We start from the raw sequence: 24,919 nt of genomic DNA, 5'->3' as shown, positions 1-24,919 counted from the left end.
CTCATGATAGCGCCCCGTGCGGTGTGTGCCGCCAGCGTGACAGCAGCGTGCTCCGTTGCCTGGCCGCAGTCTTCATGGCGTGTGCCTTGACGTGTCCAAAGCCGCGGATGGTCTCCGGCAGTCTGGCGATCTCGAGTGCCAACGGCAGGCGATCGTCGCTCAGCGTGTCCAGCATTTCGGCAATGTCGGCTTCGTAGTCGGCGATCAGGGCGCGCTCGGCGCGGCGTTCAGCAGTGTGGCCGAAGAGGTCCCAGCGCGTCCCGCGCAAACCCTTGAGGCGGGCGAGCAGGCGGAAGATCCGCATCATGCCCGGGCCGAAGGCCCTCTTGGCGACGTGTCCCGTATTCGGATCCGGGCGTGCGAGCAAGGGCGCGGCGAGATGGAAACGCACGCTGTAATCGCCCTCGAAGCTCGCCTCGACCTGCGCCCAGAACGCAGGGTCGGTATAGAGCCGTGCCACTTCATACTCATCCTTGTAGGCGAGCAGCTTGAAGTAGTTGTGTGCGACGGCTTCAGCGAGTCGGGTGCTGCCGGTGCCCGCCTGCCGGGCTTCGATATCGCGTACGCGCTCGACCAGGCTGCGGTAGCGGGCAGCGTACGCGGCGTCCTGGTAGGCGGTGAGCATCTCGACGCGGCGTGCGACGAGTGCGTCCAGTCCAGGCCGTTGGGCCGGGCGCTGGGGGGCGGGCCGGGCGTGGCTTTCCGCTGCAGCGAGGTCGTGCGCTGCCCGGCGTCCCCACAGGAAGGCCTGGCGGTTCATCTCGATCGCAACGCCGTTGAGTTCGATGGCCTGCATCAATGCGGCCTCCGATACGGGCACCATGCCCTGCTGCCAGGCAAAACCGAGCAGGAAGAGGTTGGTGGCGATGCCGTCGCCGAGCAGCCGGGTGGCCAGCGTCTGTGCATCCACAAAGCGCAGAGGCGCGCCCTGTGCTGCAAGGTCCTGCACCCCGAGCGCCTCCGCGATGGTCTTGCGCATGCGCTCGAGTGGAAACTGCCAGTCGGGGTCGCGGGCGAACGCCGAAGTCGGGGTTTCGGCGAGGTTGATGACGGCACGCGTGTGTCCCGCGGCCATCTTGGCCAGCGCCTCGATGCTGGCGCTGACGATAAGATCGCCGCCGATTACGGCATTCGCCTCCCCGGCGGCGATCCGTACTGCGTGCAGATCCTCAGGGCGGTCGGCGATGCGGATGTGGCTGTATACCGACCCACCCTTCTGCGCCAGGCCGGTCATGTCGAGCACGGTGACCCCTTTGCCGTCGAGGTGGGCCGCCATGCCGATCAGGGCACCGATGGTGATCACGCCGGTGCCGCCGACCCCGGTGACCAGAATGCCGAAGGGCTGTGTCGTGGCGGGCAGCGCCGGTGCCGGCGGAGATCCGAAGTGACGATCGTCGCCGGCCAGTGCCTTGCCCTTGCGCAACTGCCCGCCCTCGATGGTGATGAAGCTCGGACAGAAGCCCTTGAGGCAGGTGTAATCCTTGTTGCACGAGGACTGGTCGATCTGGCGCTTGCGGCCGAACTCCGTCTCTACCGGCAGGATCGACATGCAGTTCGACTGCACGCCACAGTCGCCGCAGCCCTCGCACACCGCCTCGTTGATGAAGACGCGGCGTGCCGGGTCTGGGAAGGTGCCGCGCTTGCGGCGCCTGCGTTTCTCGGCGGCGCAGGTCTGGTCGTAGATCAGCGCGGTTACGCCGCCGGATTCGCGCAACTCGCGCTGGATGGCGTCGAGTTCGTCGCGGTGGCGGATCGGAACGTGCGGGATGTCGGCCGGGCCGTAGGCACGATCGGTGCCGTCGGTGACGACGACGATGTTGTGCACACCCTCGGCGTGCAACTGGCGCACGATGGTGGGCACGTCGAGCGGCCCGTCGTGAGGTTGGCCGCCGGTCATGGCGACTGCGTCGTTGTAGAGGATCTTGTATGTGATGTTCACCTTCGCCGCCACCGCCTGGCGGATTGCCATCAACCCGGAGTGGAAGTAGGTGCCGTCCCCCAGGTTGGCGAAGATGTGCTTCTCGCGCGTGAAGGGGGCCTGCCCCACCCAGGGCACGCCCTCGCCGCCCATGTGGGTGAACGTGGAGGTGCGCCGCTCCGGCATCCAGGTGACCATGTAATGGCAGCCGATGCCCGCCACTGCGCGGCTGCCCTCGGGCACATGCGTGGAGGTGTTGTGCGGGCAGCCTGAGCAGAAGGTCGGGACCCGGTCTGTGCTGAAGTCGCGTTGTTCGAGTGCGGCCTCCTTGGCCTCCAGGAAGGCGAGGCGGGCGCGGATGCGATCGGAGGTGAAGAAGCGGTCGATGCGCGCGGCGACCACGCGCGCAATCATCGCCGGGGTGAGTTCGCCGGCCGCGGGCAGCAGCCATTCGCCGTGATCCACGGTGCCGTCGGCGCGGACGATGCGCGCCCATTCGCCCTTCTCGTCGAATTTGCCGATGACGCGCGGACGCACGTCCTCACGCCAGTTGTAAAGCTCCTCCTTGAGTTGGTATTCGAGCAACTGGCGCTTCTCCTCAACCACCAGGATTTCGTCCAGCCCCGAGGCGAAATGGCGCACGCCGTCGGCTTCGAGCGGCCACACCATACCCACCTTGTACAGGCGTATCCCGATCTCGGCGGCGAGCGTGTCGTCGATGCCAAGGTCGTCGAAGGCCTGTCGCACATCGAGATAGCTCTTGCCGCAGGTGATGATCCCGAGACGCGGGGAAGGGGCGTCGATGACGATGCGGTTCAGTCCGTTCGCGCGCGCATAGGCAAGCGCGGCGTAGAGCTTGTAGTGCAGCAGGCGCTTCTCCTGCACCAGCGGCGGATCGGGCCAGCGGATGTTGAGTCCGTCCGCAGGCAACGCGAAATCGGACGGAATCACCACCTGCACGCGATTCGGGTCAACCTCGACCGAGGCTGAGGTTTCGACCGTGTCCGCAAGCGCCTTGAACGCCACCCAGCACCCCGAGTAGCGCGAAAGCGCATAGCCGTGTACGCCGAAGTCGATGTACTCCTGCACGCCTGCCGGTGCCAGCACCGGCATCATCATCGACTTGAAGAAGTGATCCGTCTGGTGAGGAAGTGTCGAAGATTTGGCCGCATGGTCGTCGCCTGCCACCACCACTACGCCGCCGTAGCGCGAACTGCCGGCCGCGTTTGCGTGGCGAAACACGTCTCCACAGCGGTCCACTCCCGGCCCCTTGCCATACCAGAGCGCGAACACGCCTTGGTACTCGGCCTGGGCGCTCAGGCTCACCTGTTGCGTACCCCAGACCGCGGTGGCGGCCAGGTCCTCGTTGACGCCCGGCTGGAACACGATGTGGCGCGACTGCAGGTGCTGGCGTGCCTTCCACAGCGTCTGATCGAGTCCGCCCAGCGGTGAGCCGCGGTAGCCGGAGACGAAGCCCGCGGTATTGAGGCCCGCGGCCTCGTCGCGCGCCTTCTGGATCAGCAACAGGCGAACCAGTGCCTGATAGCCGGTGAGGTAGACGCGGCCCGAAGCCAGCGTGTACTTGTCTTCCAGGCTCGGGGCGTGTGCCTGCCTGCGGGGCTCCGCTTCCGTCATGGTCTTTTCCTCCATGCCCAAGATAGTGCTCCGGGTGCTGCGCAGCGCCCTGTGGCGGCCTTGTGGGCCACTGCCGGGCGTTGCGTCGATGAAGCCTAGGCGCACACAGGCACGCCCTCAATCAATGAATACCCTGAACCGCCGCTGGGCAAGCTCACCCTGGATCACAGGGCAGAGCGCAACTGCGTGCGCAGGGCACGACCCATCGAACCCTTCCGTTGCCGTGCGAAATTCTGCGCAAAAAGATTTGACACAGACCGAGGTGGGCACTATAGTGCGGGGCTTCCCGGACGGAGGGATACCCAAGCGGTCAACGGGATCAGACTGTAAATCTGACGGCTCAGCCTTCGAAGGTTCGAATCCTTCTCCCTCCACCAAGTTTCAGTCGCGCCGTGTCAATCACGGGCGATGGCAGTGCGGCAGTTGGTTGTGAGCAGTGCGGGCGAGCGTAGTTGCAGGCATGTGCGGGTGTAGCTCAATGGTAGAGCAGAAGCCTTCCAAGCTTATGACGAGGGTTCGATTCCCTTCACCCGCTCCAGCAGCGCTGTATCTGTAGAGTTTCGGAGCCCATGTAGCTCAGTGGTAGAGCACTCCCTTGGTAAGGGAGAGGCCACGTGTTCAATCCACGTCATGGGCACCACTTATTTTCTGCCTGGCCTGGACGGCGGCCAACGTGTGTGGTCGCCGTGCTGGTTTTTCTGGTTCTGATTTTAAGGATAGCGATATGGCTAAGGGTAAGTTCGAGCGCACCAAGCCGCACGTAAACGTCGGCACCATCGGCCACGTTGACCACGGCAAGACCACGCTGACCGCTGCGATCACCACGATCCTGTCGAAGAAGTTCGGCGGCGAAGCCAAGGCGTACGATCAGATCGACGCGGCGCCCGAAGAAAAGGCGCGTGGCATCACCATCAACACGGCGCACGTCGAGTACGAGACGGAAACCCGTCACTACGCGCACGTTGATTGCCCGGGTCACGCCGACTACGTGAAGAACATGATCACCGGTGCCGCCCAGATGGATGGTGCGATCCTGGTGTGCTCGGCCGCGGACGGTCCGATGCCGCAGACCCGCGAGCACATCCTGCTGGCCCGTCAGGTCGGTGTGCCCTACATCATCGTCTTCCTGAACAAGTGCGACATGGTCGACGACGAAGAGCTGCTCGAGCTGGTGGAGATGGAAGTGCGCGAGCTTCTGTCGAAGTACGACTTCCCGGGCGATGACATCCCCATCGTCAAGGGTTCGGCGCTGAAGGCGCTCGAGGGCGACCAGTCGCCGATCGGCGAGCCGGCGATCTTCGAACTGGCCGCTGCGCTGGATTCGTACATCCCGACTCCGGAACGTGCGATCGACAAGCCCTTCCTGCTGCCGATCGAAGACGTGTTCTCGATCTCGGGTCGCGGCACCGTGGTGACCGGTCGTGTCGAGCGCGGCATCGTCAAGGTTGGCGAGGAAATCGAGATTGTCGGCATCCGTCCGACCGTCAAGACCACCTGCACCGGCGTCGAGATGTTCCGCAAGCTGCTGGACCAGGGCCAGGCGGGCGACAACGTGGGCGTGCTGCTGCGCGGCACCAAGCGTGAAGACGTCGAGCGTGGTCAGGTGCTGTGCAAGCCGGGTTCGATCACCCCGCACACGCACTTCACGGGCGAGATCTACGTGCTGTCGAAGGAAGAAGGCGGTCGTCACACGCCGTTCTTCAATAACTACCGTCCGCAGTTCTACTTCCGTACCACGGACGTGACCGGTTCGATCGCGCTGCCGGAAGGCACCGAGATGGTCATGCCGGGCGACAACGTGTCGATCACCGTCAAGCTGATCGCCCCGATCGCCATGGAAGAGGGCCTGCGCTTCGCGATCCGCGAAGGCGGCCGTACCGTCGGCGCCGGCGTCGTCGCCAAGATCATCGAGTAATCGTCTCGCTGATTGCCAGATTGGCGCACCCGCAAGGGTGCGCTTTGCAGTCTCTGCTGCAGGGGTATAGCTCAACTGGCAGAGCGTCGGTCTCCAAAACCGAAGGTTGGGGGTTCGATTCCCTCTGCCCCTGCCATATTTTTCCGGGTGTTCATCCGCAATGGCCGATAAGTTGAAATTCGCGCTGGCGCTGGCACTGTTGGCAGCCGGCGTGGTCGGCTTCTATGTGCTTTCCGAGCAGCCGCTCGTCCTGCGTGTTCTCTCCGTCCTGGCGGGTCTGGGGCTGGGTATTGCCGTGGCTTCGGTCTCCGAACCCGGCAAGCGCTTCATAGGCTTTGCGCGTGAGTCGATCACCGAAACCAAGAAAGTCGTCTGGCCGAGCCGCAAGGAAACCACGCAGACCACCGGTCTGGTATTCGCGTTTGCTGTTGCGACTGCGGTCTTTCTCTGGCTGACGGACAAGAGCCTGGAGTGGGTTCTGTACGACCTCATTCTGGGTTGGAAGTGATATGACCAAACGTTGGTATGTGGTTCATGCCTATTCGGGCTTCGAGAAGTCCGTTCAGCGCGCCCTCATCGAGCGGGTGAATCGCTCGGGCATGCAGGATAGTTTTGGCCAGATCCTCGTTCCGGTGGAGGAGGTGGTTGAACTGCGTGGTGGCCAGAAGACCGTGACCGAGCGCAAGTTCTTCCCGGGCTACGTCCTCGTCGAGATGGAGATGAATGACGAGAGCTGGCACCTGGTGAAGTCCACGCCCAAGGTTACTGGCTTTGTGGGCGGTACCGCGAACAAGCCCGCGCCGATCTCGGAGAAGGAGGTCGAGAAGATCATGCAGCAGATGCAGGAGGGGGTGGATAAGCCTCGTCCGAAGGTGCTGTTCGAGATCGGTGAGGTGGTTCGGGTCAAGGAAGGTCCGTTCACCGACTTCCATGGTTCGGTCGAGGATGCGAACTACGAGAAGAACAAATTGCGCGTGTCGGTGACCATCTTTGGTCGCGCCACGCCGGTCGAGCTGGATTTCGCCCAGGTCGAGAAGGCCTGAGCAAAACGGCAGACCCCCGGGTCTGCTGTAGCCCGTTCACGCGGGCGAAGCGAGGAGCGCCGGTACTTCCGGCGCGCTAGCACTCATCACAGGAGCAAGCCGCAATGGCAAAGAAAATCATTGGCTACATCAAGCTGCAGGTTCCGGCCGGTAAGGCCAACCCCAGCCCCCCCATCGGTCCGGCGCTCGGTCAGCGCGGTCTGAACATCATGGAGTTCTGCAAGGCGTTCAACGCCAAGACCCAGGGCCTTGAGCCGGGTCTGCCGATTCCGGTGGTGATCACCGCCTTCGCCGACAAGTCCTTCACGTTCATCATGAAGACGCCGCCGGCGACGATCCTGATCAAGAAGGCCGCCGGCATCCAGAAGGGTTCCGCCAAGCCGCACACCGACAAGGTGGGCAAGATCACTCGTGCCCAGGTCGAAGACATCGCCAAGGCCAAGCAGCCGGACCTTACCGCTGCCGACCTCGAAGCCGCCGTGCGCACCATCGCCGGTTCCGCCCGCAGCATGGGCATCACCGTGGAGGGCCTGTAATCATGGCGAAGCTGTCCAAGCGAGTTCAGGCGCTGCGCGCCAAGGTTGATCGCAATCAGGCGTATCCGGTCGCCGACGCCCTGCGTCTGGTCAAGGAGTGCGCCACCGCCAAGTTCGACGAGTCGATCGACATCGCCGTGAACCTCGGCGTCGATGCGCGCAAATCCGACCAGGTCGTTCGCGGTTCTGTCGTGCTGCCCGCCGGTACCGGCAAGTCGGTGCGCGTGGCCGTGTTTGCCCAGGGCGACAAGGCCGAAGCCGCACGCGCCGCGGGTGCCGAAGTCGTCGGTTTCGACGACCTGGCCGAGCAGGTCAAGGCGGGTAACCTGAACTTTGACGTCTGCATCGCGACCCCTGACGCCATGCGCGTGGTTGGTCAATTGGGCCAGATCCTCGGTCCGCGCGGTTTGATGCCGAACCCGAAGGTCGGTACCGTGACCATGGACGTGGCGACCGCCGTCAAGAACGCGAAGGCCGGTCAGGTCCAGTACCGCACGGACAAGGCGGGCCTCGTGCATGCCACCATCGGTCGTGCTTCGTTCGAACTCGATGCACTGCAGCAGAACCTGTCCGCCTTCATCGACGCGCTGGTCAAGGCCAAGCCGGCTGCCGCCAAGGGCATCTATCTCCGCCGTATCGCCGTCTCCAGCACCATGGGTGCCGGTGTGCGCGTGGAGCCCAGCAGCGTCAACGCTGCGTGATTGCAAGGGCGCCCCTGCGGGCGCCCGAAGTACTTTGAGCCGCAGCGGCAAAAGCGCTGCGGATCGTCAAAGACCGCAGGTGCGCGTTCCTCGTGTTCGCGTTTAAGCATGAAAATGGCCTGCGCAGACGGTGTGCTCAGAACAGGATTTGGCCGTTTATCCGGCCCCGCTCCTGATCAAGGTCGCCGTGGGTGCGAACCACAGTATCGGTTCGCGTGTTGACTTGAAAGGAGGAAAGACCTATGGGTCTCAATCTCGATGACAAGAAAGCCGTAGTGGCTGAGGTGTCGGCACAGGTGGCCAACGCTCAGACGATCGCGGTGGCCGAGTATCGCGGCATTGCGGTGGGCGATCTCACCACGCTGCGTGCGAAGGCCCGCGAGTCTGGTGTTTACCTGCGTGTGCTGAAGAACACCCTAGTCCGTCGCGCAATCGCCGGTACCCCGTTCGAGGGGCTGGCAGGCGATCTGACCGGCCCGCTGATCTATGGCATCTCGGCCGATCCGGTCGCTGCTGCCAAGGTGCTCAACGACTTCGCCAAGGGTAACGACAAGATCGTCCTGCGCGCTGGTTCCTACGCGGGCAATACGCTCGACAAGGCTGGCATTCAGGCGCTCGCCTCGATCCCGAGTCGCGAAGAGCTGCTCGCCAAGCTGCTGGGTGTCATGCAGGCGCCGGTTTCCGGCTTTGCTGGCGCGCTGGCCGCCCTCGCCAAGAAGCGCGAGGAAGAAGGCGCGGCCGCCTGATCGCGAACTCTCGCTACTACGTTTCCCTAAAAAATACCGATTCTGGAGTTATCTCAAATGGCAATCAGCAAAGAAGACATCCTGGAAGCCGTTGCTGGCATGACCGTGATGGACCTGAACGACCTCGTCAAGGCGTTCGAAGAGAAGTTCGGTGTGTCCGCTGCCTCGCTCGCCGTGGCTGCCCCGGGTGCCGCTGCCGCTGCCCCGGTTGAAGAGAAGACCGAGTTCGACGTCGTGCTGCTTGAAGCAGGCGCCAAGAAGGTCGAGGTCATCAAGGTCGTCCGTGCCGCTACCGGCCTGGGTCTGAAGGAAGCCAAGGACGTGGTCGACGGCGCGCCGAAGACCGTGAAGGAAGGCGCTCCGAAGGCTGACGCCGAAGCGCTGAAGAAGCAACTGGAAGAAGCTGGCGCCAAGGTCGAAATCAAGTAATATTCGACTTCCCAGTTGGGCTGGCACTCTCAGGAGTGCCGGCCCTTTCGTGCTTTGTGATCGAGATTGCGTGAGATCCGCAGTTTTCGATGACAGGCCAGAGCGTTTGTAGATCGACCGGTCGCCCTGCAGCAGCGGGCTGCAAGCTACCGGAACCGCCCGAACGTTGTGTCCTGTCTTTCCGATGTTAGCCCTCTAGCCGGAGCATCCATGGCGTATTCCTACACCGAAAAGAAACGTATCCGCAAGAGCTTCGCCAAGCGCGCGGCCGTGCTTGATGCGCCTTTCCTGCTCGCCACCCAGATCGAGTCCTTTGCCGAATTCCTGCAAGCGGACACCCCGCCCGAAGCGCGGCGTAACCAGGGTCTGCAGGCCGCGTTCACCTCGATCTTCCCGATCTCGAGTCACAGCGGCAACGCGCGTCTCGAGTACGTGCAGTACATGCTGGGCGAGCCGGCCTTCGATGTGAAGGAATGCCAGCAGCGTGGCCTGACTTTCGCGTCGCCCCTGCGCGCGCGCGTGCGCCTGGTCATCATGGACCGCGAGGCGCCAAAGGAAACCATCAAGGAGGTGAAGGAGCAGGAGGTCTACATGGGCGAGATTCCGCTCATGACCAACACCGGCTCCTTCGTCATCAATGGCACCGAGCGCGTCATCGTCTCGCAGTTGCACCGCTCGCCGGGCGTGTTCTTCGAGCACGACCGCGGCAAGACCCACTCCTCGGGCAAGCTGTTGTTCTCGGCGCGCATCATCCCCTACCGTGGCTCGTGGCTGGACTTCGAGTACGACCCGAAGGACTACCTCTACTTCCGCGTCGACCGCCGACGCAAGATGCCGGTGACGATCCTGCTGCGCGCGATCGGCCTGACCCCGGAAGAGATTCTCGCCACCTTCCACGATACGGACACCTTCCACCTGCAGGGCGAGGGTGCGCAGTTCGAACTGGTGCCCGAGCGGCTGCGCGGCGAGATGGCGCGCTTCGACATCACGACCCCGGACGGCAAGATCATCGTCGCGCGCGACAAGCGCATCACCTCCAAGCACATCCGTGAGATCGACCAGGCCGGCGTGAAGACCATGGCGGTACCGGACGACTTCATCCTTGGCCGCGTGATCGCCAATGACATCGCGGATCCCGAGACCGGTGAGGTCCTGGCGCGCGCAAACGATGAGATCACCGAGGATCTGCTCGATAAACTGCGCCTTGCCAACGTGACCGAACTGCGCACGCTGTACATCAACGACCTCGACCGCGGCGGCTACATCTCGCAGACCCTGCGCATCGACGAAACGGCGGACCAGTGGGCGGCGCGGGTCGCGATCTACCGCATGATGCGTCCGGGCGAGCCGCCCACCGAGGATGCGGTGGAAGGTCTCTTCCAGGGCCTGTTCTATGCCGAGGAGCGCTACGACCTGTCCTCCGTCGGCCGCATGAAGTTCAACCGCCGCGCCTACCCCGAGAAGATCGACGACAAGGCGCCGGGCTGGCTCAAGCGCTTCCACGAGCGTGTCGGTCCGCAGGGCGAGGACGGGCCTGGTGTGCTCACCAACGACGACATCCTGGCGGTGGTCGGCGTGCTGGTCGAACTGCGCAACGGCCGTGGCGAGATCGACGACATTGACCACCTCGGCAACCGCCGTGTGCGGTCCGTCGGTGAACTGGCCGAGAACCAGTTCCGCGCGGGTCTGGTGCGCGTCGAGCGCGCCGTCAAGGAGCGCCTGTCGCAGGCCGAGTCCGACAACCTGATGCCGCACGACCTGATCAACGCCAAGCCGATCTCGGCTGCGATCAAGGAGTTCTTCGGCTCCAGCCAGTTGTCGCAGTTCATGGACCAGACCAACCCGCTGTCCGAGATCACGCACAAGCGCCGCGTCTCCGCGCTGGGCCCGGGCGGCCTGACGCGCGAGCGAGCCGGCTTCGAGGTGCGCGACGTGCATCCGACGCACTACGGTCGCGTGTGCCCGATCGAGACGCCGGAAGGTCCGAACATCGGTCTGATCAACTCGCTGGCCGTCTATGCGCGCACGAACCGTCACGGCTTCCTCGAGACCCCGTATCGCAAGGTGGTCGACGGCAAGGTCACCGACCAGATCGACTTCCTGTCGGCGATCGAGGAGGGCCAGTACGTGATCGCGCAGGCGAACGCTGAAATCGACGCCGCCGGCATGCTGGCGGGCGACCTGGTTTCGTGCCGCAGCAAGGGCGAGTTCCTGCTCGCCACCGCGGACATGGTGCAGTACATGGACGTGGCGCCGGGCCAGATCGTGTCCGTTGCGGCCTCACTGATTCCATTCCTCGAGCACGATGACGCCAACCGCGCGCTGATGGGCGCGAACATGCAGCGCCAGGCCGTGCCCTGCCTGCGACCGGAGAAGCCGCTCGTCGGCACCGGCATCGAGCGCCGCGTCGCGGTGGACTCGGGTACTGCGGTGCAGGCGACGCGCGGCGGCATGGTGGACTATGTGGATGCCAACCGGGTCGTGATCCGGGTGAATGACGACGAAACCCTGCCGGGCGAGGTTGGCGTCGACATCTACAACATGATCAAGTACACCCGTTCCAACCAGAACACCAACATCAACCAGCGTCCTGTGGTGAAGGTCGGTGACCGCATCGCCAAGGGCGACGTGGTGGCCGACGGTGCTTCCACCGACCTGGGCGAGCTGGCGCTGGGCCAGAACATGCTGGTCGGCTTCATGCCCTGGAACGGCTACAACTTCGAGGACTCGATCCTCATCTCCGAGCGTGTGGTCGCCGACGACCGCTTCACCTCGATCCACGTCGAGGAACTGACGGTCGTGGCACGCGACACCAAGCTCGGACCCGAGGAGATCACCCGCGACATCGCTTCGCTGGGCGAGGCGCAGCTTTCGCGCCTGGACGAGTCCGGCATCGTGTATATCGGCGCCGAGGTCGAAGCAGGTGATGTGCTCGTTGGCAAGGTCACGCCCAAGGGCGAGACACAGCTGACGCCGGAAGAGAAGCTGCTGCGCGCGATCTTTGGTGAGAAGGCGTCCGATGTGAAGGACACCTCGCTGCGCGTGCCTTCGGGCATGGTCGGAACGGTGATCGACGTTCAGGTCTTCACCCGTGAGGGCATCGAGCGCGACAAGCGCGCGCAGTCGATCATCGACGACCAGCTGCGCAGCTTCAAGACGGACCTTGCGGATCAGATGCGTATCGTGGAACGGGATGCTTTTGCCCGTATCCGCCGCATGATCGTCGGCCAGGTCGCCAACGGCGGCCCGAAGAAGCTCGCCAAGGGTACTGCGCTCACCGACGCCTACCTCGACGGTCTCGAGCTTTACCACTGGTTCGACATCCGCTTGGCGGACGAGACCTTGGCGGTACAGCTCGAGGCGGTGCGCGAAGGCCTGGAGAATACGCGCAAGGACTTCGAGCAGGCCTTCGAGATCAAGAAGAAGAAGCTCACCCAGGGTGACGAGCTGCCCCCGGGTGTGCAGAAGATGGTCAAGGTATACCTGGCCGTCAAGCGCCGCCTGCAGCCGGGTGACAAGATGGCCGGCCGTCACGGCAACAAGGGTGTCGTTTCGAAGATCGTGCCGGTCGAGGACATGCCGTACATGGAAGACGGCACCCCGCTGGACATCGTGCTCAACCCGCTCGGCGTGCCGTCGCGGATGAACATCGGTCAGATTCTCGAGACCCACCTCGGCTGGGCCGCGAAGGGGCTCGGCCAGCAGATCGACAGGATGCTGCAGGCGCAGGCTTCCGCGACCGAACTGCGCGGCTTCCTCGAGCAGATCTACAACACGAGCGGCAAGCCGGAGGCGCTCGACACCTTTGCCGATGACGAGGTGCGCGAGCTTGCGTCGAACCTGAAGAAGGGCGTGCCCTTCGCAACCCCGGTGTTCGATGGCGCAAAGGAGGAAGAGATCCAGAAGATGCTGGAGCTCGCTGGCCTGCCGACGGGAGGCCAGGTCACCCTCTTCGATGGTCGCACCGGCGAGGCGTTCGAACGCAAGGTCACCGTGGGCTACAAGCATGTGCTGAAGCTGCACCACCTGGTCGATGACAAGATGCACGCGCGTTCGACCGGTCCGTACTCGCTCGTCACCCAGCAGCCGCTGGGCGGCAAGGCGCAGTTCGGTGGACAGCGTTTCGGCGAGATGGAAGTGTGGGCCCTCGAAGCCTATGGCGCGGCCTACACGCTGCAGGAGATGCTCACGGTCAAGTCGGACGACGTGACCGGCCGAACCAAGGTGTACGAAAACATCGTCAAGGGCGAGCACAAGATCGATTCCGGCATGCCGGAGTCCTTCAATGTGCTGGTGAAGGAAATCCGTTCGCTCGCGATCGACATCGATCTCGACCGCGGATAAGCCGTCCCCGACAACCCTGCGAATGAATCCAGGGGGCGTTGACCCGAGCGGTTGCGCCCCCGCATGGAGTGAACAATGAAGAGCCTGCTCGCTGACCTGTTCAAGCAAACCCTGCCGAACGAGGAAGAGTTCGACGCGATCACCATCGGTCTCGCGTCGCCGGACAAGATCCGGTCCTGGTCCTACGGTGAGGTGAAGAAGCCCGAGACCATCAACTACCGCACTTTCAAGCCGGAGCGTGACGGCCTGTTCTGCGCCAAGATCTTTGGCCCGGTGAAGGACTACGAGTGCCTGTGCGGCAAGTACAAGCGCCTCAAGCACCGTGGCGTGATCTGCGAGAAGTGCGGCGTCGAGGTGACGCTTTCCAAAGTGCGCCGCGAGCGCATGGGCCACATCGAGCTGGCCTCGCCGGTCGCCCACATCTGGTTCCTGAAGAGCCTGCCGAGCCGTCTCGGCATGGTGCTCGACATGACGCTGCGCGACATCGAGCGCGTGCTCTACTTCGAAGCCTTCGTGGTGGTCGAGCCCGGCATGACCCCGCTCAATCGCGGCCAGCTGCTGACCGAGGACGACTATCTGGCCAAGGTCGAGGAGTACGGCGACGAGTTCGACGCCGTGATGGGTGCCGAGGGTGTCGCTGCGCTGCTGCGCAGCCTGGACATCAACCTGGAGGCCGAGAAGCTGCGCGGCGACCTGGAGACCACCAACTCCGAAGCCAAGATCAAGAAGTTCTCCAAGCGTCTGAAGGTGCTCGAGGCCTTCCAGCAGTCCGGCATCAAGCCCGAGTGGATGGTGCTGGAAGTGCTGCCGGTGCTGCCGCCCGACCTGCGCCCGCTGGTGCCGCTGGATGGTGGCCGCTTCGCGACGTCCGACCTGAACGATCTGTATCGTCGCGTCATCAACCGTAACAACCGCCTCAAGCGCCTGCTCGAGCTGAAGGCGCCCGACATCATCGTGCGCAACGAGAAGCGCATGCTGCAGGAAGCCGTCGACTCGCTGCTCGACAACGGCCGCCGTGGCAAGGCCATGACCGGGGCCAACAAGCGCCCGCTGAAGTCGCTGGCCGACATGATCAAGGGCAAGGGCGGCCGATTCCGTCAGAACCTGCTCGGCAAGCGGGTCGACTACTCGGGCCGTTCGGTGATTACCGTCGGTCCGCAGCTCAAGCTGCACCAGTGCGGTCTGCCCAAGCTGATGGCGCTGGAGCTGTTCAAGCCCTTCATCTTCAACAAGCTCGAACTGATGGGGCTGGCCACGACCATCAAGCAGGCCAAGAAGATGGTGGAGTCTCAGGAGCCGGTGGTGTGGGACATCCTCGAAGAGGTGATCCGCGAGCATCCGGTGCTGCTGAACCGCGCACCGACCCTGCACCGTCTTGGCATCCAGGCCTTTGAGCCGGTACTGATCGAAGGCAAGGCAATCCAGCTCCACCCGCTGGTCTGCGTCGCGTTCAACGCCGACTTCGACGGCGACCAGATGGCCGTCCACGTTCCGCTGTCGCTCGAAGCGCAGATGGAAGCCCGCACCCTGATGCTGGCCTCCAACAACGTACTGTCGCCCGCCAACGGCGAGCCGATCATCGTGCCGTCGCAAGACATCGTTCTGGGTCTGTATTACGCCACCCGTGAAGGCATCAACGTGCCGGGCGAGGGCATGATCTTCACTGACGTTTCGGAAGTGAAGCGCGCCTACGAATCGGGCCAGATCGCGCTGCATGCGCGCGTCACCGTGCGCTTGAAGGAGGCCGATCTCGGTCCCAACGGCGAGCGCATCGAGAAAGTCGTGCGTCACAACACCACCGCGGGTCGGGCGATCCTGTCCGAGATCCTGCCGGCTGGACTGCCCTTCAGCGTGATCGACAAGCCGCTGAAGAAAAAGGAAATCTCCAAGCTCATCAACGCCTCGTTCCGTCGCTGCGGCTTGCGTGCAACGGTGATCTTCGCCGACAAGCTGATGCAGTTCGGCTATGGCCTCGCCACACGCGCGGGTCTGTCGATCGCGGTCAAGGACATGCTGGTGCCCAACGCCAAGCACGACCTGATCCGCGCCGCCGAGGCCGAAGTGAAGGAGATCGCCCAGCAATACACCTCAGGTCTGGTGACCGACGGCGAGCGCTACAACAAGGTCGTGGACATCTGGGGCCGCTGCGGTGACCAGGTCGCCAAGGCCATGATGGAACAACTCGGCTCCGAAGAGGTGGTTGACCGCGAGGGCAGGACGGTCCGCCAGGAGTCCTTCAACGCGATCTACATGATGGCCGACTCGGGGGCACGCGGCTCCGCGGCACAGATCCGACAGCTCGCCGGCATGCGTGGCCTGATGGCCAAGCCGGACGGCTCCATCATCGAGACGCCGATCACCACCAATTTCCGGGAAGGCCTCAACGTTCTGCAGTACTTCATCTCGACGCACGGCGCCCGTAAGGGTCTTGCCGATACCGCGCTGAAGACCGCGAACTCGGGCTACCTGACCCGTCGTCTGGTCGACGTGACTCAGGATCTGGTCGTGATCGAGGACGACTGCGGCACGCGCGAAGGCTTCGCCATGAAGGCCCTGATCGAGGGCGGCGAGGTGGTGGAGCCGCTGCGTGAGCGCATCCTCGGCCGCGTGTGCGTCGACGACGTGGTCAACCCCGAGACGCAGGAAACCGTCATCGAAGCGGGCAGCCTGCTAGACGAGGACGCCGTCGATCTCATCGAAAGCCTGGGTGTGGACGAGGTCAAGGTCCGTACTCCGCTGACGTGCGAAACCCGCTACGGATTGTGTGCAAAGTGCTACGGCCGAGATCTGGGTCGCGGCAGCATGGTCAACGCTGGTGAGGCTGTGGGCGTGATCGCTGCGCAGTCGATCGGCGAGCCGGGTACTCAGCTCACCATGCGTACCTTCCACGTCGGTGGTGCGGCTTCTCGGGCGGCTGCTGCCAGCGGGGTCGAAGCCAAATCTGCGGGTTCCATCCGCTTTGCGGGCAACATGCGTTACGTAGCGAACCCGAAGGGCGAAAAGATCGTCATCGCGCGTTCGGCTGAACTTGTGGTGGCCGACGACCTTGGTCGCGAGCGCGAGCGTCACAAGCTTCCGTACGGGGCGCTGCTGCTCGTTGATGACGGCGCCGCCGTCAAGGCGGGGACCCAACTGGCAAGCTGGGATCCGCACACCCGTCCGATCGTCACCGAATACACCGGTACGGTGAAGTTCGAGAACGTGGAAGAGGGGGTCACCGTCGCCAAGCAGATCGACGAGGTGACGGGCCTTTCGACCCTGGTGGTCATCGATGCAAAGCGCCGCAACACCACCGGCGCCACGAAGGGCGTGCGTCCTCAGGTCAAGCTGCTCGACGAGAACGGTGAGGAAGTGAAGATCGCCGGCACCGAGCATTCGGTGGCCATCACCTTCCAGGTCGGTTCGCTGATCACGGTGAAGGACGGTCAGCAGATCAATGTGGGTGACATCCTGGCGCGCATTCCGCAGGAATCGGCCAAGACCCGCGACATTACCGGCGGTCTGCCGCGTGTTGCCGAGCTGTTCGAGGCACGGGCACCCAAGGACGCCGGCATGCTTGCCGAGTGCACCGGCACCGTATCCTTCGGCAAGGAGACCAAGGGCAAGCAGCGTCTGGTCATCACCGAGCCGGACGGCACTTCGCACGAGTTCCTGATTCCGAAGGACAAGCACCTTATGGTGCACGACGGTCAGGTGGTGAACAAGGGCGAACTCATCGTCGACGGTCCGGCTGACCCGCACGACATCCTGCGTTTGCAGGGCATCAGCGAACTGGCCCGCTACGTCATCGACGAGGTGCAGGACGTGTACCGGCTCCAGGGCGTGAAGATCAACGACAAGCACATCGAGGTGATTGTTCGTCAGATGCTGCGCCGCGTGGTGATTACGGATCCGGGCGATACCAAGTTCATCCGCGAGGAGCAGGTCGAACGCTCCGAGGTGCTGGACGAGAACGACCGTGTGGAAGCCGATGGCAAGCTGCCGGCGCAGTACGAGAACGTGCTGCTGGGCATCACCAAGGCCTCGCTGTCGACGGATTCCTTCATTTCCGCAGCGTCCTTCCAGGAAACCACCCGCGTGCTGACCGAAGCGGCGATCATGGGCAAGCGCGACGAACTGCGCGGCCTGAAAGAGAACGTCATCGTCGGACGCCTGATCCCGGCCGGTACGGGTCTCGCCTATCACCGCAGCCGCAAGGCACAGGAGCAGGGCGTGGATCTCGGCGCCGAGCATGCCTGGGCGGCAGCAGATGTTGCTGAAACGCAGCAGGACATCGAGGCGAGTTGACTTTCGGACCAACCTCGGAATAAACTCCGGCCTCTTTTTTGTGGACTGACCAATCGTAGTCAGTCGCAGCCGGAATAATCCGCCCGCGGCGGCCCATGGTGGGCTGCCGCGGTCTTATGGGAAATTCTTAAGCTATGCCAACAATCAATCAGCTTGTCCGCAAGCCGCGCCAAATGGAAGTTACCAAGAGCAAGGTTCCGGCGCTTGAAGCTTGCCCGCAGAAGCGCGGCGTCTGCACTCGCGTGTATACCACGACCCCGAAGAAGCCGAACTCGGCGCTGCGTAAGGTCGCCAAGGTTCGTCTCACCAATGGTTTTGAGGTCATCTCGTACATTGGCGGTGAAGGTCACAACCTCCAGGAGCACTCCGTGGTGCTGATCCGTGGCGGTCGTGTAAAGGACCTTCCGGGTGTGCGCTATCACATCGTCCGTGGCTCCCTCGATCTGCAGGGTGTCAAGGATCGTAAGCAGTCGCGCTCGAAGTACGGTGCCAAGCGCCCGAAGAAAGCCTGATTGTCGGTCACAGAAATTTAGCGAGAGGTTGTCATGCCGCGTCGTCGTGAAGTACCCAAGCGCGAGGTCCTGCCGGATCCGAAGTTCGGTAACCAGGATGTCTCCAAGTTCATCAACGTCATCATGCAGTCGGGCAAGAAGGCTGTGGCCGAGCGCATCGTCTATGGTGCCTTCGAGCACATCTCGACCAAGTCCGGTAAGGATCCGCTCGAAGTCTTCTCGAGCGCTGTGGGTAACGTGAAACCGGTGGTCGAGGTCAAGAGCCGTCGTGTTGGCGGTGCCAACTACCAGGTTCCGGTCGAGGTTCGTCCGTCGCGCCGGATGGCGCTGTCGATGCGCTGGCTGCGTGAAGCCGCGCGCAAGCGTGCCGAGAAGTCGATGGCTCAGCGCCTGGCTGGCGAGCTGCTCGAGGCGGCTGAGGGTCGCGGTGCCGCCATGAAGAAGCGCGAAGAAGTTCACCGCATGGCTGAAGCCAACAAGGCGTTCTCGCACTTCCGCTTCTGATTCTGATCGGCAGCGGTAACTCGGGCCCTGTATAGGGCTCGATTGTTTTCCAACGCAAGAAACTCGTTCATCGCGCCTGGTGCGCGACTAACTGAAGGCAGGTTATAACGTGGCTCGCAAGACTCCCATCGAGCGCTACCGCAACATCGGTATCTCCGCTCACATCGACGCCGGCAAGACGACTACGACCGAGCGCATCCTCTTCTACACCGGCGTGAGCCATAAGCTCGGTGAGGTGCACGATGGCGCAGCCACGACGGACTGGATGGTGCAGGAGCAGGAGCGCGGCATCACCATCACCTCGGCAGCGGTGACCTGCTTCTGGAAGGGTATGGATCAATCCCTCCCTGAACACCGTTTCAACATCATCGACACTCCGGGACACGTCGACTTCACCATCGAGGTGGAGCGTTCGATGCGTGTGCTCGACGGTGCCTGCATGGTGTACTGCGCGGTGGGTGGCGTTCAGCCTCAGTCGGAGACCGTGTGGCGTCAGGCGACCAAGTACAAGGTGCCGCGCCTCGCCTTCGTTAACAAGATGGACCGCTCGGGCGCGAACTTCTTCAAGGTCGTTGACCAGATGAAGAATCGCCTGAAGGCCAATCCTGTTCCGGTGGTAATCCCCATCGGTGCGGAGGATACCTTCAAGGGTGTCGTCGATCTGCTGAAGATGAAGGCGATCATTTGGGACGAAGCCTCCCAGGGCATGAAGTTCGAGTACCACGAAATTCCGGCAGAGTTGCTCGCAACGGCCGAAGAGTGGCGCGCGAGCATGGTCGAGGCGGCTGCCGAAGCCAATGAAGACCTGATGAACAAGTATCTCGAGGAAGGCGAGCTTTCTGAGGAAGAAGTCATCGCGGGTTTGCGTGCGCGGACCCTCGCTTGCGAGATCCAGCCGATGCTGTGCGGCACTGCGTTCAAGAACAAGGGTGTGCAGCGCATGCTCGACGCCGTGATTCAGTACCTGCCGTCGCCGATCGACATTCCGCCGGTCGCGGGCGTCGATGACGATGAGAAGGAAGTGGTTCGTCATGCACGTGACGACGAGAAGTTCTCCGCGCTCGCGTTCAAGCTCATGACTGACCCCTTTGTTGGCCAGTTGACCTTCATTCGCGTGTATTCGGGTGTGCTCGAATCGGGTTCGACCGTGTTGAACTCGGTGAAGAACCGCAAGGAACGCATTGGCCGCATCCTGCAGATGCACGCCAACGACCGTGAAGAGATCAAGGAGGTGCTCGCCGGTGACATTGCCGCCGTTGTCGGCCTCAAGGATGTCACCACGGGTGAAACTCTGTGCGACACGAGCGCGCCGGTCATCCTTGAGCGCATGGTGTTCCCGGATCCTGTGATCCACGTCGCCGTCGAGCCGAAGACCAAGAGCGACCAGGAAAAGATGGGCCTTGCGCTGTCGCGCCTGGCGGCCGAAGATCCGTCCTTCCGTGTGCGCACCGACGAGGAGTCGGGGCAGACCATCATTTCGGGGATGGGTGAACTTCACCTCGAGATCATCGTTGACCGCATGAAGCGCGAGTTCAACGTCGAGGCCAACGTCGGCGCGCCCCAGGTCGCCTACCGCGAGACCATCCGCAAGGCGGCAAACGACGTCGAAGGCAAGTTCGTCAAGCAGTCCGGTGGTCGTGGTCAGTACGGGCACGTCGTTATCAACCTCGAACCGGCTGAACAGGGTAAGGGCTACGAGTTCGTGGATGCCGTCAAGGGTGGCGTGGTTCCGCGCGAGTACATCCCTGCGGTGGACAAGGGCATCCAGGAAACCCTGCCGAATGGCGTGCTCGCTGGATTCCCGGTGGTTGACGTCAAGGTCACGCTGCACTTCGGTTCCTATCACGATGTCGACTCCAACGAAAACGCCTTCAAGATGGCGGGTTCGATGGCGTTCAAGGAAGCCATGCGTAAGGCCAGCCCCGTGCTGCTCGAGCCGATGATGGCGGTCGTGGTCGAGACGCCGGAAGACTATATGGGTAACGTCATGGGTGACCTGTCTGGTCGTCGTGGCATCGTTCAGGGTATGGATGACATCCCGGGCGGAATGAAGGAAATCAAGGCCGAGGTGCCGCTGGCCGAGATGTTCGGCTACGCTACTCAGTTGCGCTCGCTGACCCAGGGTCGTGCGACCTACTCGATGGAGTTCAAGCACTACGCCGAAGCTCCGAAGAGCGTGGCCGAAGCCGTCATCAGCAGCCGTAAGTAATCAACACACTCAACTCAAGGACTCACGAACATGGCAAAGGGTAAGTTCGAACGTACCAAGCCCCACGTGAACGTCGGCACCATCGGCCACGTTGACCACGGCAAGACCACGCTGACCGCTGCGATCACCACGATCCTGTCGAAGAAGTTCGGCGGCGAAGCCAAGGCGTACGATCAGATCGACGCGGCGCCCGAAGAAAAGGCGCGTGGCATCACCATCAACACGGCGCACGTCGAGTACGAGACGGAAACCCGTCACTACGCGCACGTTGATTGCCCGGGTCACGCCGACTACGTGAAGAACATGATCACCGGTGCCGCCCAGATGGATGGCGCGATCCTGGTGTGCTCGGCCGCGGACGGTCCGATGCCGCAGACCCGCGAGCACATCCTGCTGGCCCGTCAGGTCGGCGTGCCCTACATCATCGTCTTCCTGAACAAGTGCGACATGGTCGACGACGAAGAGCTGCTCGAGCTGGTGGAGATGGAAGTGCGCGAGCTTCTGTCGAAGTACGACTTCCCGGGCGATGACATCCCCATCGTCAAGGGTTCGGCACTGAAGGCGCTCGAGGGCGACCAGTCGCCGATCGGCGAGCCGGCGATCTTCGAGCTGGCCGCTGCGCTGGATTCGTACATCCCGACCCCGGAACGTGCGATCGACAAGCCCTTCCTGCTGCCGATCGAAGACGTGTTCTCGATCTCGGGTCGCGGCACCGTGGTGACCGGTCGTGTCGAGCGCGGCATCGTCAAGGTTGGCGAGGAAATCGAGATTGTCGGCATCCGCCCGACCGTCAAGACCACCTGCACCGGCGTCGAGATGTTTCGCAAGCTGCTGGACCAGGGCCAGGCGGGCGACAACGTGGGCGTGCTGCTGCGCGGCACCAAGCGTGAAGACGTCGAGCGTGGTCAAGTGCTGTGCAAGCCGGGTTCGATCACCCCGCACACGCACTTCACGGGCGAGATCTACGTGCTGTCGAAGGAAGAAGGCGGTCGTCATACGCCGTTCTTCAACAACTACCGTCCGCAGTTCTACTTCCGTACCACGGACGTGACCGGTTCGATCGCGCTGCCGGAAGGCACCGAGATGGTCATGCCGGGCGACAACGTGTCGATCACCGTCAAGCTGATCGCCCCGATCGCCATGGAAGAAGGCCTGCGCTTCGCGATCCGTGAAGGCGGCCGTACCGTCGGCGCCGGCGTCGTCGCCAAGATCATCGAGTAATGCTCGAACCGGGGCGGCCCTTTGGGGCCGCCCACGCTCTTTGTGCTCTTTGTCTGAAACATCCGCTCTTTTGGAATAAACATGCAGAACCAGAAAATCCGCATTCGCCTGAAAGCATTCGATTACCGTCTGATCGACCAGTCCGCGTTGGAAATCGTCGAAACGGCCAAGCGCACGGGCGCCGTCGTTCGCGGCCCCGTCCCGCTGCCGACTCGCATCGAACGTTTCGACCTGCTGCGTTCGCCGCACGTTAACAAGGCTTCGCGCGATCAGATGGAAATCCGCACCCATCAGCGCCTGATGGACATCATCGATCCGACCGATAAAACGGTTGACGCTCTGATGAAGCTGGATCTTCCGGCTGGCGTGGACGTCGAGATCAAGCTCCAATAAGCGCTTTTGCTTGCGGAAGCTTTGAACAGGCCGGTATAATCCGGCCTTTGTGCCTTTGGGTGCAATAATTGTGACCCCCGGTCAATCGCAACCGGGATTCAGGAGAAAAAAATGAGTCTAGGCCTTGTAGGACGCAAGGTCGGCATGACTCGCATCTTCGCTGAGGATGGCAAGACCATTCCGGTGACGGTGCTGGACGTGTCGGACAATCGTGTGTCCCAGATCAAGACGACCGAAACCGACGGCTATGCCGCGGTTCAGGTTGCTTTCGGCAGGCGTCGCGCCAGCCGTATCACCAAGCCGGTCGCGGGTCATCTTGCCAAGGCGGGCGTCGAGCCCAGTCGCGGCATGAAGGAGTTCCGCGTTGAAGGCGAGCAGGCAGGCGGCATGAATGTCGGCGACCTGCTGGGCGCAGACCTCTTCCAGGTCGGTCAAAAGGTTGATGTGACCGGTGTGACGATCGGCAAGGGCTTTTCCGGCCCGATCAAGCGTCACAACTTCTCGTCGAACCGTGCCTCGCACGGCAACTCCATCTCGCACAACTCGCCGGGTTCCATCGGTATGGCGCAGGATCCGGGTCGCGTGTTTCCGGGTAAGCGCATGGCCGGCCAGTATGGCAACGTGCAGCGCACGACCCAGGGGCTCGAAGTCGTTCGCGTGGATGTCGAGCGCCAGCTCCTTCTCGTGAAGGGTGCGGTGCCGGGTGCCAAGGGTGGCGACGTCGTCGTCCGTCCGGCGGTCAAGGCCTGAGGAGCGCGCAATGGAACTGAAACTCTTGAATGATCAGGGTCAGGCAGCATCGACGCTTCAGGCGTCCGACGTGCTGTTCGGCCGTGAGTACAATGAAGCGCTTGTGCACCAGGTCGTGACCGCCTACATGGCGAACGCGCGCTCGGGTAACCGCAAGCAAAAGGACCGCTCGGAGATCGCCAAGTCGACTCGCAAGCCGTTCCGTCAGAAGGGTACGGGTAACGCCCGTGCTGGTATGGCTTCCAGCCCGCTGTGGCGCGGAGGCGGCAAGATCTTCCCGAACACCCCGGACGAGAACTTCTCGCAGAAGGTGAACCGCAAGATGTACCGCGCCGGTGTCGCTGCGATCCTGTCGCAGCTTGCTCGCGAGGACCGTCTGGCCATCGTGGAGAACTTCAGCGTCGAGGCGCCGAAGACCCGCTTGCTGTCGCAGAAGCTCAAGGGTATGGGCCTGGACTCGGTTCTGGTCATTACCGACGAAATGGATGAGAACCTGTTCCTGTCCTCGCGCAACCTTCATCAGGTTCTGGTGCTGGAAGTGAACGAGGCGGATCCGGTGTCGCTCGTGCGCTTCCCGAAGGTGCTGGTCACCAAGGGCGCGCTGGCGAAGATGGAGGAAGCGTGGCAATGAGCGCGATCACTCAGGAACGTCTGCTGCAGGTGCTGCTCGCTCCGCAGATCTCCGAAAAGGCAACGTATGTTGCCGACAAGAACGAGCAGGTGGTGTTCAAGGTCGCTTCCGATGCAACCAAGCCCGAAGTGAAGGCAGCTGTCGAGTCGCTGTTCAAGGTCGAGGTGAAGTCGGTTCAGGTTCTGAACGTGAAGGGCAAAGCCAAGCGCTTTGGCAAGACCATGGGTCGCCGCAAGGACTGGAAGAAGGCCTTCGTGTGCCTGAAGCCCGGTCAGGAAATCAACTTCGCGGCGGGGGAGTGATAGATCATGGCAATCGTTAAACTCAAGCCCACTTCCGCTGGCCGTCGTGCCCAGGTAAAGGTCGTCAATGCCGACCTCTACAAGGGGCGTCCGATCGCGGCGCTGGTCGAGAAGCAGAGCAAGAATGCCGGCCGTAACAATAACGGTCGCATCACGGTGCGCCACCAGGGTGGTGGTCACAAGCAACACTATCGCCTGGTCGACTTCCGTCGCAATAAGGATGGTATTCCCGCCAAGGTCGAACGTATCGAGTACGACCCCAATCGCTCCGCGCACATCGCGCTGCTGTGCTACGCGGATGGCGAGCGTCGCTACATCATCGCACCGCGTGGCGTGGAAGTCGGTCAGCAACTGGTTAGCGGCTCCGAGGCGCCTATCAAGCCGGGTAACGCGCTGCCGATTCGTAACATCCCGGTCGGCTCGACGATCCACTGCATCGAGATGGTTCCCGGCAAAGGTGCTCAGCTTGCGCGTGCTGCGGGCACCTCGGTTCAGCTGCTCGCGCGTGAAGGTTCGTACGCACAGCTGCGCCTGCGCTCGGGCGAGATCCGTCGCGTGCATGTCGAGTGCCGCGCGACCATCGGTGAAGTCGGCAACGAAGAGCATGGTCTGCGCAAGATCGGCAAGGCCGGCGCGAACCGTTGGCGCGGCATCCGCCCGACCGTTCGCGGTGTGGCGATGAACCCGGTCGACCACCCGCATGGTGGCGGCGAGGGCCGGACCGGCGAAGCGCGCGAGCCGGTCAGCCCGTGGGGTACGCCGAGCAAGGGTTATCGGACGCGCTCGAACAAGCGCACCGACAACATGATCGTGCAGCGTCGTCACAAGCGTTAAGGGGTAAAA

19 protein-coding genes and 4 tRNA genes are annotated in these 24,919 nt (G+C 62.8%); 22 read left to right on the top strand and 1 reads right to left on the bottom strand.

Annotated features, from left to right (window positions below; all coding sequences use genetic code 11):
• Position 1: 1 nt before the first annotated feature.
• Positions 2-3,553, bottom strand: coding sequence for an indolepyruvate ferredoxin oxidoreductase family protein (locus tag ACNKW1_RS05930; RefSeq protein ID WP_418363656.1), 3,552 nt, complete (start codon positions 3,551-3,553; stop codon positions 2-4).
• 292 nt (positions 3,554-3,845) lie between these two features.
• On the opposite strand from ACNKW1_RS05930, the gene ACNKW1_RS05925 reads away from it, so the two are divergent.
• The 22 genes from ACNKW1_RS05925 to rplB all read left to right on the top strand — a co-directional run bounded on the left by ACNKW1_RS05925 (position 3,846) and on the right by rplB (position 24,910).
• Positions 3,846-3,930, top strand: a tRNA-Tyr gene (locus ACNKW1_RS05925).
• Between the two features lie 87 nt (positions 3,931-4,017).
• Positions 4,018-4,091, top strand: a tRNA-Gly gene (locus tag ACNKW1_RS05920).
• 27 nt (positions 4,092-4,118) lie between these two features.
• A tRNA-Thr gene (locus ACNKW1_RS05915) sits at positions 4,119-4,193 on the top strand.
• 84 nt (positions 4,194-4,277) lie between these two features.
• Entirely contained in the window at positions 4,278-5,468 is a 1,191-nt protein-coding gene (gene tuf, locus ACNKW1_RS05910) for an elongation factor Tu (RefSeq protein WP_418363645.1), read from the top strand.
• A gap of 60 nt (positions 5,469-5,528) precedes the next feature.
• Positions 5,529-5,604: transfer RNA gene (locus tag ACNKW1_RS05905), tRNA-Trp, on the top strand.
• 24 nt (positions 5,605-5,628) lie between these two features.
• On the top strand, positions 5,629-5,976 hold the full coding sequence (gene secE, locus ACNKW1_RS05900) for a preprotein translocase subunit SecE (RefSeq protein WP_418363655.1): 348 nt from the start codon (positions 5,629-5,631) through the stop codon (positions 5,974-5,976).
• 1 nt (position 5,977) lies between these two features.
• Positions 5,978-6,511: a transcription termination/antitermination protein NusG gene (nusG, locus tag ACNKW1_RS05895; protein ID WP_418363654.1), complete on the top strand. Its 534-nt coding sequence runs from the start codon at positions 5,978-5,980 to the stop codon at positions 6,509-6,511.
• 104 nt (positions 6,512-6,615) lie between these two features.
• Positions 6,616-7,047, top strand: coding sequence for a 50S ribosomal protein L11 (rplK, locus tag ACNKW1_RS05890; RefSeq protein ID WP_418363653.1), 432 nt, complete (start codon positions 6,616-6,618; stop codon positions 7,045-7,047).
• A gap of 2 nt (positions 7,048-7,049) precedes the next feature.
• Complete coding sequence (gene rplA, locus ACNKW1_RS05885) at positions 7,050-7,748, top strand: 50S ribosomal protein L1 (RefSeq protein ID WP_418363652.1); 699 nt, start codon at positions 7,050-7,052, stop codon at positions 7,746-7,748.
• A 242-nt stretch (positions 7,749-7,990) separates the two neighbouring features.
• On the top strand, positions 7,991-8,494 hold the full coding sequence (gene rplJ, locus ACNKW1_RS05880) for a 50S ribosomal protein L10 (protein ID WP_418363651.1): 504 nt from the start codon (positions 7,991-7,993) through the stop codon (positions 8,492-8,494).
• Between the two features lie 57 nt (positions 8,495-8,551).
• Positions 8,552-8,923 (top strand): 50S ribosomal protein L7/L12, encoded by a 372-nt coding sequence (gene rplL / locus ACNKW1_RS05875; RefSeq protein WP_418363650.1) that lies wholly within the window; start codon positions 8,552-8,554, stop codon positions 8,921-8,923.
• A 210-nt stretch (positions 8,924-9,133) separates the two neighbouring features.
• Positions 9,134-13,267 carry a DNA-directed RNA polymerase subunit beta gene (gene rpoB, locus ACNKW1_RS05870; RefSeq protein ID WP_418363649.1) on the top strand — a complete coding sequence of 1,378 codons (4,134 nt, stop codon included), beginning with the start codon at positions 9,134-9,136 and terminating at the stop codon, positions 13,265-13,267.
• 75 nt (positions 13,268-13,342) lie between these two features.
• Positions 13,343-17,554 (top strand): DNA-directed RNA polymerase subunit beta', encoded by a 4,212-nt coding sequence (gene rpoC / locus ACNKW1_RS05865; protein ID WP_418363648.1) that lies wholly within the window; start codon positions 13,343-13,345, stop codon positions 17,552-17,554.
• 134 nt (positions 17,555-17,688) lie between these two features.
• Positions 17,689-18,066, top strand: a complete 378-nt coding sequence (rpsL, locus tag ACNKW1_RS05860; RefSeq protein ID WP_133590486.1) for a 30S ribosomal protein S12 — start codon at positions 17,689-17,691, stop codon at positions 18,064-18,066.
• 33 nt (positions 18,067-18,099) lie between these two features.
• A complete protein-coding gene (gene rpsG / locus ACNKW1_RS05855; RefSeq protein ID WP_418363647.1) occupies positions 18,100-18,570 on the top strand; it encodes a 30S ribosomal protein S7 in 471 nt (156 codons plus the stop codon).
• A gap of 109 nt (positions 18,571-18,679) precedes the next feature.
• Complete coding sequence (gene fusA, locus ACNKW1_RS05850; RefSeq protein ID WP_418363646.1) at positions 18,680-20,779, top strand: elongation factor G; 2,100 nt, start codon at positions 18,680-18,682, stop codon at positions 20,777-20,779.
• A 30-nt stretch (positions 20,780-20,809) separates the two neighbouring features.
• Positions 20,810-22,000 (top strand): elongation factor Tu, encoded by a 1,191-nt coding sequence (tuf, locus tag ACNKW1_RS05845; protein ID WP_418363645.1) that lies wholly within the window; start codon positions 20,810-20,812, stop codon positions 21,998-22,000.
• 81 nt (positions 22,001-22,081) lie between these two features.
• Complete coding sequence (gene rpsJ / locus ACNKW1_RS05840; protein WP_004332388.1) at positions 22,082-22,393, top strand: 30S ribosomal protein S10; 312 nt, start codon at positions 22,082-22,084, stop codon at positions 22,391-22,393.
• 111 nt (positions 22,394-22,504) lie between these two features.
• Positions 22,505-23,143: a 50S ribosomal protein L3 gene (gene rplC, locus ACNKW1_RS05835; protein ID WP_418363644.1), complete on the top strand. Its 639-nt coding sequence runs from the start codon at positions 22,505-22,507 to the stop codon at positions 23,141-23,143.
• Between the two features lie 10 nt (positions 23,144-23,153).
• A complete protein-coding gene (gene rplD / locus ACNKW1_RS05830; protein ID WP_418363643.1) occupies positions 23,154-23,774 on the top strand; it encodes a 50S ribosomal protein L4 in 621 nt (206 codons plus the stop codon).
• A gap of 5 nt (positions 23,775-23,779) precedes the next feature.
• Positions 23,780-24,076: a 50S ribosomal protein L23 gene (gene rplW / locus ACNKW1_RS05825; RefSeq protein WP_418363786.1), complete on the top strand. Its 297-nt coding sequence runs from the start codon at positions 23,780-23,782 to the stop codon at positions 24,074-24,076.
• A 6-nt stretch (positions 24,077-24,082) separates the two neighbouring features.
• Entirely contained in the window at positions 24,083-24,910 is an 828-nt protein-coding gene (rplB, locus tag ACNKW1_RS05820) for a 50S ribosomal protein L2 (protein WP_418363642.1), read from the top strand.
• Positions 24,911-24,919 lie beyond the last annotated feature (9 nt).

This window comes from Thauera sp. WH-2, from assembly GCF_048321015.1.
In the GTDB taxonomy this organism is placed as follows: Bacteria; Pseudomonadota; Gammaproteobacteria; order Burkholderiales; family Rhodocyclaceae; genus Thauera.
This window is presented reverse-complemented; position numbering and strand designations above follow the sequence as displayed.

What these genes read in the sequence shown, in the direction of transcription:
- ACNKW1_RS05930 (WP_418363656.1), bottom strand. Translation starts at nt 3,553, where the DNA reads ATGACGGAAGCGGAGCCCCGCAGGCAGGCACACGCCCCGAGCCTGGAA.
- tuf (WP_418363645.1), top strand. Translation starts at nt 4,278, where the DNA reads ATGGCTAAGGGTAAGTTCGAGCGCACCAAGCCGCACGTAAACGTCGGC.
- secE (WP_418363655.1), top strand. Translation starts at nt 5,629, where the DNA reads ATGGCCGATAAGTTGAAATTCGCGCTGGCGCTGGCACTGTTGGCAGCC.
- nusG (WP_418363654.1), top strand. Translation starts at nt 5,978, where the DNA reads ATGACCAAACGTTGGTATGTGGTTCATGCCTATTCGGGCTTCGAGAAG.
- rplK (WP_418363653.1), top strand. Translation starts at nt 6,616, where the DNA reads ATGGCAAAGAAAATCATTGGCTACATCAAGCTGCAGGTTCCGGCCGGT.
- rplA (WP_418363652.1), top strand. Translation starts at nt 7,050, where the DNA reads ATGGCGAAGCTGTCCAAGCGAGTTCAGGCGCTGCGCGCCAAGGTTGAT.
- rplJ (WP_418363651.1), top strand. Translation starts at nt 7,991, where the DNA reads ATGGGTCTCAATCTCGATGACAAGAAAGCCGTAGTGGCTGAGGTGTCG.
- rplL (WP_418363650.1), top strand. Translation starts at nt 8,552, where the DNA reads ATGGCAATCAGCAAAGAAGACATCCTGGAAGCCGTTGCTGGCATGACC.
- rpoB (WP_418363649.1), top strand. Translation starts at nt 9,134, where the DNA reads ATGGCGTATTCCTACACCGAAAAGAAACGTATCCGCAAGAGCTTCGCC.
- rpoC (WP_418363648.1), top strand. Translation starts at nt 13,343, where the DNA reads ATGAAGAGCCTGCTCGCTGACCTGTTCAAGCAAACCCTGCCGAACGAG.
- rpsL (WP_133590486.1), top strand. Translation starts at nt 17,689, where the DNA reads ATGCCAACAATCAATCAGCTTGTCCGCAAGCCGCGCCAAATGGAAGTT.
- rpsG (WP_418363647.1), top strand. Translation starts at nt 18,100, where the DNA reads ATGCCGCGTCGTCGTGAAGTACCCAAGCGCGAGGTCCTGCCGGATCCG.
- tuf (WP_418363645.1), top strand. Translation starts at nt 20,810, where the DNA reads ATGGCAAAGGGTAAGTTCGAACGTACCAAGCCCCACGTGAACGTCGGC.
- rpsJ (WP_004332388.1), top strand. Translation starts at nt 22,082, where the DNA reads ATGCAGAACCAGAAAATCCGCATTCGCCTGAAAGCATTCGATTACCGT.
- rplC (WP_418363644.1), top strand. Translation starts at nt 22,505, where the DNA reads ATGAGTCTAGGCCTTGTAGGACGCAAGGTCGGCATGACTCGCATCTTC.
- rplD (WP_418363643.1), top strand. Translation starts at nt 23,154, where the DNA reads ATGGAACTGAAACTCTTGAATGATCAGGGTCAGGCAGCATCGACGCTT.
- rplB (WP_418363642.1), top strand. Translation starts at nt 24,083, where the DNA reads ATGGCAATCGTTAAACTCAAGCCCACTTCCGCTGGCCGTCGTGCCCAG.